This window comes from Brucella anthropi ATCC 49188, from assembly GCF_000017405.1.
Taxonomy (GTDB): Bacteria; Pseudomonadota; Alphaproteobacteria; order Rhizobiales; family Rhizobiaceae; genus Brucella; species Brucella anthropi.
Window position 1 is genome coordinate 942,890 of sequence record NC_009668.1, and the last position, 15,023, is coordinate 957,912.

Sequence of the window (15,023 nt, forward strand, 5' to 3'; positions counted from 1 at the left end):
GTCTCATTCCTCCCAGTATAAAGACATATGTTTCGCTTGTTCCGGCTCAGGCCACCTCGGCAGAATCCTCCCGTGGGTCGCCCTTGCCGACATTTGCGGAGACCTGCGCCACGATGAGCCGGATGCCCGCATTTTCCACCATGCGCCGCGCGTCGTCCGAAATGCCGTCATCGGTGATCAGTGTGCTGACCCGGTCGAGAGGGCAAAGGATGAGGCTGGAACGGCGTGTGAATTTCGTTGAATCGACCATCAGGACAAGTTCGTCCGCCTGGCCCATCAGTTTCTGTTCGCTCTGGATGATCAGCGCATCGGATTCCATGACGCCGAGCGGGCTGATCCCCTGACAGCCCATAAACATGCGCCGTCCGTAGAAATTGCGAATAACGTCATTGTCGAACGGCGACAGGATAAGGCTCTGGTCGCGATAGATTGCACCGCCGGGCACGATCACCGTGCTTTTCGACTGGCGCAGAAGATGTTCGGCGATGGCAAACGAATTGGTCAGCACCTGAAGGCGGCGCGGAGCAAGATAATGCACCATCTGGAAAGTCGTGGACCCGCCATTGATGATGATGCTGTCGCCTTCCTCGCAAAGCGCAACAGCTTCGCGAGCGATTGCACGTTTGCGGTCCGTGTTTTCGGTCTCCGAAACCTTGAAAGGACGGCCTGCGAGATTTCCGAACTGCGGCGGATGAATAGCCTCTGCGCCACCACGCACGCGCTTGATACGGCCCTGCATATGGAGAGAAGCAATATCCCGGCGAAGGGTCGCTTCCGACGCCTCCGTCAATTCCACCAGATCCTGAATGGTAATCACCGGCTTTTCCTGAACAGCACTCAGGATGATGCGGTGGCGCTCTCTTTCGTGCATGGCTCCTCCTTGTCTTTGTATCGGGCATAAATGTCGCTCATGTCAATCACAAACAATCATAATAGGGCGCAATAGTCACATTAATGATTGATTATGATCGTTTATGATTGACAGCAATTCGTTTGATACGTCATATCTGCCGCAACATGATCGCTGGCACATGGACATGCATGCGGATGGACATGCAGACGTACAGGCGGCTTGCGATTCACCATAACAGAATTGGGAGGATGACATGGTGGCCCAGAGCAGGCTTCTCGAAAACCGGTGGGATGATGCCAAAGCGGCAACGATGGATGAGCCGGGCAAGCTGCTTTATCGCTCCAATCTGCTCGGTTCCGACAAGCGCATTACCAATTACGGCGGCGGAAATACGTCCGCCAAGGTGGAGGAAACCGATCCGCTGACTGGCGAAAAAGTTCAGGTTCTCTGGGTTAAAGGTTCGGGCGGCGATGTCGGCACCATCAAGCTCGACGGTTTCGCCACGCTTTATCAGGATAAGCTGGATGCTCTGAAAGGCATCTATAAGGGCGTTGAAGATGAGGATCGCATGGTCGGTTTCCTGCCGCACTGCACCTTCAACCTCAATCCGCGCGCCGCTTCCATCGATACGCCGTTGCACGGATTTGTCGCCTTCAAGCATGTGGATCACATGCATCCCGATGCGATCATAGCAATCGCTGCATCCGAGAATTCTCGTGAACTGACTGCCGAGATTTTCGGCGGCGAAATCGGCTGGCTGCCATGGCGTCGTCCCGGTTTCCAGCTTGGCCTCGACCTTGAAGCCTTCGTGAAGTCAAATCCCAACGCTAAGGGCGTTATCCTTGAAAGTCATGGACTTTTCACTTGGGCCGACGATGCCAAAGCCTGTTATGAAACCACGCTTGCCATCATCAACAAGGCCATTGAATGGCTGGATCAGAAGACGGCTGGCAAGCCCGCTTTCGGCGGTGCTGTCACGCAGAGCCTCCCGGTTTCCGAGCGCCGCGCCATTGCAGCACGGCTGATGCTGGAAATTCGCGGACTTATCGGTAAGGATGAGCGCAAGCTCGGTCATTTCGATGATCAGGATGCCGTGCTGGAATTTGTAAATTCAAACGATCTGCGCCCGCTGGCAGCGCTTGGCACGTCCTGCCCGGATCACTTCCTGCGCACCAAAATCCGTCCGCTGGTCGTTAATTTCGACCCGGCCAAGCCCGATATCGATGCCGTGGTTGCCGGGCTTGAGGGTGCACTGGAAGCCTATCGCGCCGACTACAAGCGCTATTACGAGGCGTGCAAGCATGACAATTCGCCGAAGATGCGCGATCCCAATCCGGTAATTTTCCTGATCCCCGGTGTCGGCATGCTGTCCTTCGCACGCGACAAGGCGACTGCGCGCATCGCCGGTGAGTTTTATGTCAACGCGATCAACGTGATGCGCGGTGCATCCGGCGTATCGGAATATCAGGGCCTGCCCGAACAGGAAGCCTTCGATATCGAGTATTGGCTGCTTGAGGAAGCCAAGCTGCAGCGCATGCCAAAGCCGAAAAGCCTCGCGGGGCGCATTGCATTCATTACCGGCGGCGCTGGCGGCATCGGCTTTGCCACAGCAGAACGGCTTGCAGGCGAAGGTGCTTGCGTGGTTCTGGCAGATATCGATGCAGGATCGCTCAAAACCGCTCACGAAAATCTCGCAAAGCGCTTTGGTTCCGATCAGGTGCGCAGTGTCGAACTGAACGTCACCGACGAAAAAGGCGTCGCGAGTGCGTTTGTCGAAGCCAGCGTCGAGCTGGGTGGCATCGACATTCTGGTTTCCAACGCTGGTATTGCATCATCCGCGCCGGTAGAAGCGACCGAACTTTCCATGTGGAACCGCAATATCGACATTCTGGCGACCGGCTACTTCCTCGTTTCGCGGGAGGCGTTTCGCTTGTTCCGCCGCCAGAAAATCGGCGGCAATGTGGTATTTGTCGCCTCGAAGAACGGGCTTGCAGCTTCGCCCAATGCTTCGGCCTATTGCGCTGCAAAGGCCGCAGAAATCCATCTGGCGCGTTGTCTGGCGCTGGAAGGTGCAGATGCAGGAATCCGCGTCAATGTGGTCAACCCAGATGCGGTTCTGCGCGGCTCCAAGATATGGGACGGCGAGTGGCGCGAACAGCGTGCAGCATCCTCGAAGATTGATGTTTCCGAGCTTGAGGAACATTATCGCAAGCGCTCCATGCTGAAGCTGAATGTCTTCCCCGAAGACATTGCCGAAGCCATCTACTTTCTTGCAAGCGATGCTTCGGCCAAGTCGACCGGCAACATCATCAATGTCGACGCCGGAAACCAGCAGAGCTTTCCGCGCTGACCATATAATCTGGACATTCTGGGAGGAACCATGTCCGAGCAACGCATTGCGGCCGATTTCATCGCCGAGCATAATTCCGGTTTTGAGAAATCATTGAAGAGCGATTATCAGGCGCTCGGCGAACAGCTTTTGCGCCGTGGCATCGAGATCGACACGATTACAGACAAGGTGGCGGCCTATTACGTGGCCGTACCTTCATGGGGCACAGGCACAGGCGGCACCCGCTTTGGGCGCTTTCCGGGAAGGGGCGAACCGCGCGGCATTTTCGACAAGCTGGACGATTGCGCCGTCATCAACGAGCTTTGCCGTGCCACACCGAATGTTTCCCTGCATATTCCGTGGGACAAGGCCGACCCGAAGAAACTTAAAGCCCATGCCGAAGCGCTAGGTCTCGGCTTCGACGCCATGAACTCCAATACATTTGCCGACGGCGCAGACCAGAAGCTTTCCTACAAATTCGGGTCGCTTACCCATGTCGATCCGGCAGTGCGGGCGCAAGCCGTAGAGCACAATATCGAATGTATCGAAATCGGAAAAGCCATAGGTTCCAAAGCCTTGACCGTCTGGTTGAGCGATGGTTCCAACTTTCCGGGCCAGCAGAATTTCACCCGCGCCTTTGAGCGCTATCTGGCTTCCATGGGTGAAATCTATCACGCACTACCCGACGACTGGCGCCTGTTCTCCGAACACAAAATGTATGAACCGGCCTTCTATTCGACGGTGGTGCAGGATTGGGGCACCAATTACCTCATCGCCTCGACGCTAGGGCCAAAGGCGCAATGTCTGGTCGATCTTGGCCACCATGCGCCCAACACCAATATCGAAATGATCGTCGCGCGGCTGATCCAGTTCGGGAAACTTGGCGGTTTCCATTTCAACGACAGCAAATATGGCGATGACGATCTCGACGCCGGCTCCATCGATCCGTATCGATTATTCCTTGTTTTCAATGAGTTGGTGGATGCAGATTATCGTGGTGTGGCCGACTTCCATCCGGCTCATATGATCGACCAATCGCACAATGTGACCGACCCGCTGGAGAGCCTGATCTCATCCGCCAATGAAATCCGCCGTGCCTATGCGCAGGCGCTTCTGGTGGATCGTGAAGCGCTCGAAACCTATCAGCAGGAAAACGACGCGCTGATGGCATCTGATACGCTGAAACGCGCCTATAGAACCGACGTCGAACCAATTCTCGCGGAAGCACGTCGCCGCACCGGCGGGGCCATCGAACCGATTGCCGCCTACCGAGCCAGTGGCTACCGCGATAAGGTTGCGAAGGAGCGTCCGGAGAGTAGAAGCGACGGCGGGGCGTTTAACTAAAACTCCACTTGCCACAAAACCGCCACATAATGAACGGTCCTTCGCCGCAATTAAAAGGCGATTTCTGTCGCTTGTCCGTTCCGAAAATCGCGTTTGGCAACTGTCAGCGCGATTTTCTGAATGTCAGATTGAGGCGAAACGGACCTAGTTTTTCATGCTCGCCGCGCTTCAGGGCGAGTATGCCATGATAGAAGAGACGTGAAGGTCCGCCCCACACAACCACGTCACCGTGATGCAGGATATATTTCGCAATCGGGTCGGTTCGCTTCAACCCGCCGAACTGGAAAGTCGCAGGCAGACCGAGCGACACCGAAACAATCGGATTGTTGAAATCCTGCTCGTCCTTGTCCTGATGCAATGAAAGTTTCGCACCCGGTTCATAACGATTGATGAGACAGGCATCCGGCGCAAAATCAGGATAACCAGCTTCACGGGCAGCAGTTTGGGCAAGCGCGCGGAAGGCATCCGGCATGGTCGGCCAGAGAAGGCCGGTTTCCGGATCGTCGGTACTGTAGCGATAGCCGGTCCGGTCCGTGATCCAGCCGAATTCTCCACAATTCGTCATCGCAACCGACATGCGATACCCGCCGGGCGTGGTCATATGGCGAAAGGGGGCCACGGCAGAAACATCGGCCACAGCTTTCAGAACGGCATCCTCACTTGGAAGCGCAAAGCCACGCAGAAGTACAGCGCCCGGCGCCCGGATTTCATGCGGTTCAATCTGGTCGAAAAGGTCTCTCATGAGACCTTTCTAGCATGAGATCAGGAGACAGCCTCCCGAAACCTGCTTTCAAACTCAAGCCAGTCCTGTGGCTTTTTCGAAAGAGCGCATGAAAAGATCATTTTCTTCCGGTGCGCCGACACTAACGCGGATGAAAGTCGTGTAGCCCTGCTGCTTCCAAGGCTTCACGATGACGCCGTCTTCCAGCAGTTTTTCGGCAAACGCAACAGAATCCGATTTCACGTCGATGAACAGAAAATTCCCCTTGGAGGGCGCAAAACGCATTTGTCGCTCGCTCAGGAAACCGGCCATCCGTTCCCGCTCGCTAAGCGCAAGCGCGATACCCTTTGCGAGATGGTCTTTATCCCGGCGCGCAACCAGCCCCGCAGCCTGTGCAATGCCATTGGCGTTGAAAGGCGTGCGGGCGCGGTCCAGAAACCCGCGCAAGTCCGGGTCGCTGACAAGCCCGAATCCCAGACGCGCACCGGCCAACCCATAAGCCTTGGAGAAGGTACGCAGCGCCACCCAGTGAAGGCCGCTGTCGCGCAGAAGTGTAGCGGCAGACGGATAATCGTCGCCGGCTGCATATTCAGCATAAGCTTCGTCCACGACCAGCAGCGTCTCCGGCGAGACCGCATTGACAACGCGCTGCAAAGCCTCCGGTGTCAGCCAACTCCCGACCGGATTGAGCGGATTTGCGAACATCACGAGACGTGGAGCGGTCGCAACTGCCGCCACCAGCGCATCAACGTCGACTTCAAGCGACGGCGTCACTTCAACCCGTTCGACACTTGCCCCCATGGTCGTCGCATAATCCTCGTGCAACGGAAAGGACGGGTAAAGTGTGACCACCCGGTCGCGCGGCCGCAAAACGGTGCGGCAGATTACGCCGATCAGGTCTTCCGATCCGTTGCCGAGAATGATGCGGTCCTGCGGCCAATCGAACTCGATCGCAATTTCCTGCGCCAGTTCGCGTCCCGACGGGTCGGGGTAGAGCCGCAGCAGATCATGGGCACCGGAAAAGAGCGCCTGCACCTTGGGTGACGGTCCAAGCGGGTTCTCGTTGGAGCCGAGTTTTGCGATTGCCGGAGGATGATAGCGCGCCTCCACCTCGGCAATGGTGAGACCGGCATTATAGGGGCTGAGACCACGGATTTCGGGTCGAATCAGATCGCCAAACCGGGCATTTTCCTGCGCCATTCACGTTCTCCTCTGGTGCAGCGCGTCACTTGTCGCGCGCCTTTGGGAGAGAAGTTCTAAGACTAAAATCCAATTTTGTATATATATGTATAGACAAGTTATGAAAAAGATGTTCCTATGCTGGGGAGACCACAAAAAATTGCTAAACATTCGACCCGGAACAGTTAGAAGTTCGGGCAACAATATTGTTTGCCAAAGGTCCGCAGGGGAACATGATGCAGGTTTTATCGCTTTTCGACCTAAGCGGGCGTAAAGCGCTGGTTACCGGTGCCAGCCGGGGACTGGGACAGGCTATTGCCGAAGCACTCGCCTCGGCTGGTGCCGATGTTGCCATTACAGCGCGCAAGTCCAACGACCTCTCCGAAACGGCATCCCGTATCGCCGCCCATGGCCGCACCTCGGCAACTCTTTCTCTCGATGTGCGCGATGTTGCCGCCTGTGCTGCTGCTGTCGCGCAAGCGGCAGAAGCTCTTGGCGGCCTCGATATTCTCGTCAACAATGCGGGCTATGAAGAAATCCGCCCCTCGCTCGATGTGGACGAGGCGCTCTGGGACCACATCGTGGCGACCAACCTCAAAGGCGCATTCTTTTGCGCGCAGGCCGCCGCCCGCCACATGACAGAGAGCGGGAAGGATGGAGCGATCATCAATCTGTGCTCGCTGACCTCCTATGTCGGTGTGCCAACCGCTGCTCCCTACGGTTCTTCCAAATCCGGTCTCATGGGCATGACCCATGCTTTGGCCACCGAATGGGCGCCGTCCGGTATCCGCGTCAACGGCATTGCGCCGGGCTATTTCCGCACTGCCATGACGGATGTGTTTTACGAGAATGACGACTGGCAGAAGGCGATGCTGGGCAAGATTCCGCAGGGCCGTTTCGGCGCAATGGAAGATGTTGCGGGCGCCGTGGTGTTTCTGGCAAGCGCCGCATCGTCCTATGTCACGGGGCAGGTGATCCCGATTGACGGAGGCTATCTTGCATCCATCTGAGAACCTGCTCCAAAAGTCGCCCTGTGTGGCTGCAAATGGCAATTTACCTGCGTTCCGGTGCTCACGTACCTTCAAGTACGCTCCGCTCCGGTACTCGAAAATCACCATTTTCGCACACACATGCCGCTTTTTGATTCAGGTTCTGATATCCTTACGTAGAACATCATCAGATCGTGAAATAGCATTGAAATAACTTCATAAAGCACCTTCCGGTGCTTTGACTGAAATGGGAAACTGCGATGAATACAACCGAAACCGGAACTGGCCGTAAAGTCTCCAACGGACCGGCTGCCGTATCGGTCAACAATGTCAGCATGATCTATAACGGCTTCCATGCCGTGCGTGCGGCATCTTTCGATCTCGCCAAGGGCCGTTTTCTGACCATTCTCGGGCCGTCGGGTTCCGGCAAGACGACGCTTCTCCGCCTCATCGCCGGTTTCCAGAAACCGAGCATCGGCGAAATCTTCATCAACGATGAAGCTGTCAGCGCCGTGCCGCCGCACAAGCGCTCCATCGGCATGGTTTTCCAGAAGCTCGCGCTTTTCCCGCATATGACGGCGGCCGAAAACGTCGCGTTTCCGCTGAAAATGCGCCGCTTCGATGCGCGTTCGATCCCTGAGCGGGTGGAACGCTATCTCGACCTCGTTCGTCTGAACGGCCTCGGCGAGCGCCGTGTGCACGAGCTTTCCGGTGGCCAGCAGCAGCGCGTGGCCATCGCGCGCGCCCTCGTTTTTGAACCGGACCTGCTTCTGCTCGACGAACCTCTGGCGGCACTCGACCGCAAGCTGCGCGAGGAAATGCAGCTTGAATTTCGCCGTATCCAGCGGGAACTCGGCGTCACGACCATCAATGTCACCCATGACCAGCGCGAAGCGCTCGTCGTATCTGACGAAATCATCGTCATGGATGGCGGTGAAATCCAGCAGATGGCGCAGCCATCCGAGACCTATCGCAACCCGTCCAACGCCTTTGTGGCGAACTTCATCGGCGTCACCAATTTCATTTCCGGCAAGGCATCGTCGCTCGACGGCAATCTCGTGCGGGTCGATGCAGGAATGGCTCTGGTAGGCATGGCAGGCGAGGGGCGCGGACCGGTTGCCGCCAACGCAAATGTCTCGTGCGCAATCCGCGCCGAACAGATCCGTATCGGCGGCAGCGCCGCAGCGCATGCGGAACTCGATACCGTGCTTGAAGGCATCGTTACGGATGCGATCTTCGAGGGCGAACGCATCGTCTATGAATTGCGGGTTCCTGCGTTAGGAGACGTGTTGATGCGCGTCTTCGACCACGATCCCATCGGCCATAGCCAGTTTGCAGAAGGTGAAACCGTGCATCTTGGCTGGAACGCCCGCGATCTCATCGTCTTTGCCGTATGAACTAAAACGTTACGGGGAAACTCCAGAGGAGAAACAAAATGAGCAATCTGAAGAAACCTTTTCTGATACTCGACCGCCGCCGCTTCCTGCAGAGCGCAGGCGCTTTTGCCGCCGCAGCCGGCACGACATCGCTCGGCCTGTCGCGCGCATTTGCTGAAGAGCCAGCTAAGCCGAAGGAACTGATCGTGCGCGCCTGGGGTGGCAGCTGGGTGGAGGCGCTTAAAGCGGGCGTGTCCGATCCGTTTACCGCCAAGACCGGCATTTCCATCCGTCACGACCTGACGGAAGACAACGAAATCCAGCCGAAGCTCTGGGCTGCGGTCGCGCAGAAGCGTGTTCCGCCGATCCACGTCAACTGGGATACGACCACCAATGCGACCAAATCGGCATTGCGCGGCGTGACGGAAGACCTGTCGGACCTGTCGAACCTCAAGAACACCACCGATCTTGCCAAGCCGGTTGGTCTCGACGGCTATCCGATCGTCAACACCTATGGCTATGTCTATGTGCTGGCCTATCGTCCGGAAGCCTTCCCGGATGGCCCGCCGAAGTCGTGGCACGCCCTGCTCGATCCGAAATTCAAGGGACGCATCGCGCTTTATAACGATGGCATCGGCTTCCACTTCCCGGCGCAGGTTGCCGGTGGCGGCAAGCTGGAAGACATTCCGGGCAACATGCAGCCCGCATGGGATTTCATCACCAGGGTGAAGCAGCAGCAGCCGCTTCTCGGCGAAGACCCGGATTTCACCACCTGGTTCCAGAAGGGTGAAATCGATCTGGCCTGCACCATTTCCACCAATGCGCGCGAAGCCCAGAAGAACGGCGTCAAGATCGACTGGACCGTTCCGGAAGAGGGCGCGAAGTTCGACACCGACGGCCTTTGGATTCCAAAGGGCCTGCCGGAAAACGAGCTTTACTGGGCCAAGGAATATATCAATTTCGCCCTTACCAAGGATGCGCAGCAGGTCTGGCTCGACGGCCTCGGTCTGCCGGGTGTCGTGCCGGGCCTGACCCCGCCCGCCGATCTGGTGAACGATCCGGCCTATCCGACCAAGGACGAGGATTTCAAACACCTCATCCGTATTTCGGCAAAGGTGCAGGTGGAAAACGAGAGCGAGTGGTTCTCGAAGTTCAAGGCTATCATGCAGGGCTGATCCAGCTCCATGAAAGCAAGACGGGTCGCCCGAAAGGGCGATCCTGATGCCCGACATCTTCGGGCAAACATTTTCGGACAAACATTCAGGAATTGAAACATGCGAGCGGCACGCACTGCCTATCCCATGACATGGCGCATCATGGACGCGCTGGAAGCAATCGCAGCCTTTTTGTGGCCCGCGCGGTTCAATCGCGCCGTGCCTTATCTGATGCTGCTTCCGGCGATTGCTCTGGTCGGACTGCTGGTGCTGGGCTTGATCCAGATCGCGGATACCAGCCTGCGCACGCTCGACACTTCGACGTTCCTGATGTCGGACTATTACACGCTCGCCAATTACAAGCGCGCACTGACGGAAAGCCTCTTTGCAACCGTGGCATGGCGCAGCCTGTTCGGCTCGCTCGTCGTGACCGCATTCACGCTTCTTCTGGCATTTCCCTATGCCTATCTCATGGTGCGCACGCCATCGGCTGCATTGCGCAAATTCCTGCTGATCGCGCTGTTCCTGCCCTTCTTCATCGGTCAGGTCGTGCGCGCCTATGGCTGGCTCATCATTCTCGGTAATCAAGGCATGGTCAACGAAGCGCTTGGCCTTGTCGGTATCGCGCCAATGCGGCTGCTCTATAATTATCCGGCAGTTCTGTTCGGCCTCATTCAATATATGTTGCCATTCGCCGTGCTGATGCTGGCGCCAGCCCTGACGGCCATACCGGAGGAAATGGAAGCGGCGGCAAGCTCGCTCGGTGCGAACTGGCTGCGGACCTTCGCCCACGTCGTCCTGCCCATGGCCCGTCCGGGCCTGATCGGCGCGGGACTGGTGGTGATGACGCTGTCGCTCACCGATTTTGCCGTACCGGCTATTCTGGGCGGCGGGTCGCAGGATTTCATCGCCAATGCGATCTATGACCAGTTCTTCCGCACGTCCGATCAGGGACTGGGCGCAACGCTTGCGCTGCTTCTCGTCGGCGTCGGTTCCGTTCTCGTCGGGATCGTATTCACGCTGTTCGGGGCTGGCACGCTGGCCATGGGGAGGGCGCGCAAATGACCTCGCCACTGTCGAAATCCATCGTCATATGGACGTTTGTTATCGCCGTGCTGGTGCTGCTTTCCGCACCGACCATCGTGGTGCTTGGAGCTTCCTTCACATCGGGCAACATGATTACCTTTCCGCCAGAAGGGTTTTCGCTGAAATGGTATCAGAAGATCGCCGGAACGAGCGACCTCTGGGATGCATTCCTGCGCTCGCTCTACGTCTCCTTCATCTGCACCATTGTCGCCATTCCGGTCGGGACGCTCGCGGGCATAGCGCTGGCGAAATATGCCGTGCGGTTTGAAAAGACAATCCAGATTTATCTGCTGCTGCCCTTCACCATTCCGCTGATCGGTTCTGGTATTGGTCTCATGCTGGTCTTCGGTCAGGCCGGCATTCTGGGCCAGCTCTGGCCGGTGGGGATTGCAGCCTGCGTCATCAATCTGCCTTTCATGATCTGGGCGGTGACCGCAAGTGCCGCCAATCTCGATGCCGATCTGGAACTCGCCGCCGCCAATTGCGGAGCAGGGCCGATCTCGACCTTCTTCTTCGTCGCCTTACCGGTCGTCGTGCCGGGCGTCATCAGCGGCTCGCTCTTGATGTTCATTCTGGCGCTGAACGAATTTCTGGTAAGCCTGCTTCTGGTCGATGCACGCATCGTGACGCTGCCGGTGCAGATCTACAATTCGATCCGGTCCATCATTACACCAGACCTCGCGGCCATCTCCGTCGTCTTCATCGCCTGTGCCGCTGCTGCCATCTTTCTGCTCGACCGGCTGGTCGGGCTCGACATCTTCCTCAAATCGAAATGACGGGTTGCGCCACCACCGCAACCAGCAAGGAGCCAATCATGTCCGATGTTTCTTTTCACGAACTGGCTAAACTGGGCGATGCAGCGCGCGCCGAACTTCTCAAGCGCTCGGAAACCGACCTGTCGGGCTTTATCGAGAAGGTTAAGCCGATCATCGAAGCCGTTCGCACCGAAGGCGACGCGGCGCTTGTCCGCTTTGCGCGCGATCTCGACAAGGCAGAAGTCGATCCGGCGAACATCAAGGCGACGGAAGCCGAGTTCGATGCCGCTTTCGACAAGGTGGAAAAGGACGTGATCGAGGCGATCCAGTTCGGTATCGACAATATCCGCCATTTCCATGAGGAGCAGAAGCCAGAGGCCATGTGGCTGAAGGAAATGCGTCCCGGTGCCTTTGCAGGCGACCGTTTCACGCCGATCCGTTCCGTCGCGCTCTATATTCCGCGTGGCAAGGGGGCGTTTCCGTCCGTCACCATGATGACCGCCGTTCCGGCTGTGGTTGCTGGCGTGCCTGATCTTGCCATCGTCACCCCGCCGACGCCGGATGGTTCCGTCGATGCTGCCACGCTCGTTGCAGCACGCCTTGCCGGTGTGGAAACCGTCTACAAGGTTGGCGGTGCGCAGGCCGTTGCTGCCGTCGCCTATGGCACGGAAACGGTGAAACCGGCGCTCAAGATCGTTGGCCCCGGCAGCCCATGGGTGGTCGCAGCCAAGCGCCTGCTCGGCGGCGTCATCGATCCCGGCCTGCCTGCGGGACCTTCCGAAGCTGTCATTTTCGCCGACGACACAGTGAAAGGTGGCCTTGCGGCGCTCGATCTGCTGATCGAGGCGGAACATGGCCCGGATTCGTCGGCATGGCTCGTCACGCATAGCCGCCGCGTCGCGGAAGAAGCGCTGGCTGCATTGCCGGACCATTGGGCGCGCATGACCGAACAGCGTGTCGGCTTCTCCAAAACCGTACTTACCGGCAAATATGGTGGCATCGTCCTGACGTCTTCCGTGGAAGAGAGCTACAAGTTCATCAACGACTATGCGCCGGAACATCTGGAGCTTCTTTCGACCGATCCGTTCGCGCATCTCGGCCATATCACAGAAGCTGCCGAAATCCTGATGGGACCGCACACGCCGGTCGTCATCGGCAATTTCGGCCTCGGCCCCAATGCCGTGCTGCCGACCAGCCGCTGGGCGCGCACCTATGGTCCGCTTTCGGTAACGGATTTCGTCAAGCGTTCGTCCATCGGCTATGTGACGGCTTCCGCCTATCCGGAATTTGCAAAACATGCCCGCACACTGGCGCGTTACGAAGGGTTCTCCTCACACGAGAACGCCGTGTCAGAAATCCGCAAGGATTACCTCTAGAAAGAGCCGGGGAGGCTGACGATGAAGGCTGTCCGGCTTTATGCGGCGAAGGATTTGCGGGTCGAGACAATCGACCCGCCGTCGCGGCCTAAGCCGGGCTGGGTCCGGCTGAAAGTGTCGGCTGCCGGTATCTGCGGCTCCGATCTGCATAATTTCATGACCGGGCAGTGGATCAGCCGGTCACCTTCGGTCGCAGGCCATGAATTTGCAGGTGTCGTGACTGAAACCGGTGCTGGCGTGACCGGCTTCAAACCCGGCGATACGGTGATCGCGGACTCCCGCTACTGGTGCGGCGAATGCCAGTCCTGCAAAAGCGGCAGGCACAATGTCTGCGAAACGCTGGGGTTCATCGGTGAAGTCTGCGATGGCGGTTTTGCCGAGGAGACAGCACTTCCTGCACGGCTCCTCGTTCACTACGATCCGGCCATCAACCCGGTGGTCGCCGCCATGGGCGAACCGCTTTCGGTGGCGTTGCACGCCATCCGCAAGCAGCGCGTACCGTCGGGCGAAGCGGTCCTCGTTGTGGGTTGCGGGCCGATCGGCGGGCTTGCAGCACTTCTTCTCTCCCGCCTGCATGACGGTCCTGTACTGGTCTGCGACCGCAACGAGCAGCGCGCCAGTCTTGTTTCAACTGTCACCGGCGCAACCAAGGTTCCGCTCGACAAGGCGGCAATTGAAGCCGCACTCGATGGCCAGCCCATCCGCTATGCCATTGATGCCACCGGCAATATCGGCGTCCTCAAGGCAATTCTCGACGTGCTTTCCGGCGGCGGTTCGCTGGCACTTGTCGGCATATCCCACGGCAGGATCGAACTTGATCCGAATAGTCTGGTCGAGCGGGAGATCAGCCTGATCGGCTGCCATGCCTATCAGGACGAACTGCGTGAAATTGCAAAAATCCTGCCCGATCTTGAGGCGTCGCTGTTGCAGCTTGTCGACCGGGAAATTTCGCTCGATGAGGTTCCGGACGCCTATGCCCGGCTGATTGCCGGTGAAGCGGACGGCTTGAAAACGATCATACGGACAGGGATGTGACTCATGGGTGCTGGCGACAAATCGGAATCCCATCATGCCGCCGACATGGAACTGCCCGAAACCGCCGGGCCGCTCTATGAGAAGGTCAAGGCGCAGGTGCTGGACAACATCCGCTCCGGTCGCTGGCCCGGCAATCATCGCCTGCCTTCGGAACATGAACTGGTGGATGCACTCGGCATTTCCCGAATGACCGTCAACCGGGCCCTGCGCGAACTGACCGATCAGGGCATATTGAAACGTATTCAGGGCGTCGGCACTTTCGTCGCGCCCCCGAAGCCGGAAACGACGCTGATCGAAGTCGTCAACATCGCCAATGAAATCAAGGCGCGTGGCGGGCAGCACCGCGCCGAAGTCGTCACCCTCGACATTATCGAACCGACGCCCGGCCTGCTCAATGCGTTCGAGCTGCGCAAGAGCATTCCCATCGCCCATTCGCTGATCGTGCATCTCGAAAACGATGTGCCGGTGCAGCTTGAGGAGCGGTTCGTCAATACAAGCCTCGTGCAGCATTACGAATTGCAGGACTTCCGGGCTATCACGACTTACGATTATCTTCAGAAAAGCACCCCGATGACCGAGGTTGAGCAGGTCATTTCGGCGATAACACCAGACGCGGAAATTGCGCGTCTGCTGCGTCTCGATGATGGTATTGCCTGCCTGCTTCTGGACCGCCGGACATGGACGGGTGAAACGGTTGCGACCGTCAACAAGCTGATCTATGCCGGCAATCGTTACCGTCTTGGCAGCCGTTACAAGCCTGAAATCTATAGATAACCCAAACCACTTCGTAACGATCACATTTATCTGACCCAGTGCTTTTCACTGG

The 15,023-nt window shown here is 57.8% G+C and carries 13 protein-coding genes; 10 read left to right on the forward strand and 3 right to left on the reverse strand.

The window, feature by feature from the left end:
- Window positions 1-46 precede the first annotated feature (46 nt).
- Window positions 47-871 carry a DeoR/GlpR family DNA-binding transcription regulator gene (locus tag OANT_RS18450; RefSeq protein ID WP_012092966.1) on the reverse strand — a complete coding sequence of 275 codons (825 nt, stop codon included), beginning with the start codon at window positions 869-871 and terminating at the stop codon, window positions 47-49.
- Between the two features lie 235 nt (window positions 872-1,106).
- Here OANT_RS18450 and OANT_RS18455 point away from each other — a divergent pair, with 235 nt between their 5' ends.
- Together OANT_RS18455 and rhaI are read left to right on the forward strand one after the other, a co-directional pair.
- Window positions 1,107-3,203, forward strand: a complete 2,097-nt coding sequence (locus OANT_RS18455) for a bifunctional rhamnulose-1-phosphate aldolase/short-chain dehydrogenase (protein ID WP_012092967.1) — start codon at window positions 1,107-1,109, stop codon at window positions 3,201-3,203.
- A 30-nt stretch (window positions 3,204-3,233) separates the two neighbouring features.
- Complete coding sequence (gene rhaI / locus OANT_RS18460; protein ID WP_012092968.1) at window positions 3,234-4,526, forward strand: L-rhamnose catabolism isomerase; 1,293 nt, start codon at window positions 3,234-3,236, stop codon at window positions 4,524-4,526.
- A 103-nt stretch (window positions 4,527-4,629) separates the two neighbouring features.
- Here rhaI and alkB read toward each other — a convergent pair whose 3' ends face one another.
- Window positions 4,630-5,268, reverse strand: a complete 639-nt coding sequence (gene alkB / locus OANT_RS18465) for a DNA oxidative demethylase AlkB (RefSeq protein WP_012092969.1) — start codon at window positions 5,266-5,268, stop codon at window positions 4,630-4,632.
- Window positions 5,269-5,322: 54 nt separating this feature from the next.
- Window positions 5,323-6,447, reverse strand: a complete 1,125-nt coding sequence (locus OANT_RS18470) for a histidinol-phosphate transaminase (RefSeq protein WP_012092970.1) — start codon at window positions 6,445-6,447, stop codon at window positions 5,323-5,325.
- Between the two features lie 215 nt (window positions 6,448-6,662).
- Here OANT_RS18470 and OANT_RS18475 point away from each other — a divergent pair, with 215 nt between their 5' ends.
- The 8 genes from OANT_RS18475 to hutC all read left to right on the forward strand — a co-directional run bounded on the left by OANT_RS18475 (window position 6,663) and on the right by hutC (window position 14,971).
- Window positions 6,663-7,436 (forward strand): SDR family NAD(P)-dependent oxidoreductase, encoded by a 774-nt coding sequence (locus OANT_RS18475; RefSeq protein ID WP_012092971.1) that lies wholly within the window; start codon window positions 6,663-6,665, stop codon window positions 7,434-7,436.
- A 239-nt stretch (window positions 7,437-7,675) separates the two neighbouring features.
- Window positions 7,676-8,812: an ABC transporter ATP-binding protein gene (locus OANT_RS18480; protein ID WP_012092972.1), complete on the forward strand. Its 1,137-nt coding sequence runs from the start codon at window positions 7,676-7,678 to the stop codon at window positions 8,810-8,812.
- A 38-nt stretch (window positions 8,813-8,850) separates the two neighbouring features.
- Window positions 8,851-9,966: an ABC transporter substrate-binding protein gene (locus tag OANT_RS18485; RefSeq protein WP_012092973.1), complete on the forward strand. Its 1,116-nt coding sequence runs from the start codon at window positions 8,851-8,853 to the stop codon at window positions 9,964-9,966.
- Between the two features lie 99 nt (window positions 9,967-10,065).
- Window positions 10,066-11,010, forward strand: coding sequence for an ABC transporter permease (locus OANT_RS18490; protein ID WP_012092974.1), 945 nt, complete (start codon window positions 10,066-10,068; stop codon window positions 11,008-11,010).
- Window positions 11,007-11,807 (forward strand): ABC transporter permease, encoded by an 801-nt coding sequence (locus OANT_RS18495; RefSeq protein WP_012092975.1) that lies wholly within the window; start codon window positions 11,007-11,009, stop codon window positions 11,805-11,807. Before OANT_RS18490 ends, OANT_RS18495 begins: the two co-directional genes overlap by 4 nt.
- A 38-nt stretch (window positions 11,808-11,845) precedes the next feature.
- On the forward strand, window positions 11,846-13,162 hold the full coding sequence (gene hisD, locus OANT_RS18500) for a histidinol dehydrogenase (RefSeq protein ID WP_012092976.1): 1,317 nt from the start codon (window positions 11,846-11,848) through the stop codon (window positions 13,160-13,162).
- 21 nt (window positions 13,163-13,183) lie between these two features.
- Window positions 13,184-14,197, forward strand: coding sequence for a zinc-dependent alcohol dehydrogenase (locus OANT_RS18505; RefSeq protein WP_012092977.1), 1,014 nt, complete (start codon window positions 13,184-13,186; stop codon window positions 14,195-14,197).
- 3 nt (window positions 14,198-14,200) lie between these two features.
- A complete protein-coding gene (gene hutC, locus OANT_RS18510) occupies window positions 14,201-14,971 on the forward strand; it encodes a histidine utilization transcriptional repressor HutC (protein ID WP_012092978.1) in 771 nt (256 codons plus the stop codon).
- Window positions 14,972-15,023 lie beyond the last annotated feature (52 nt).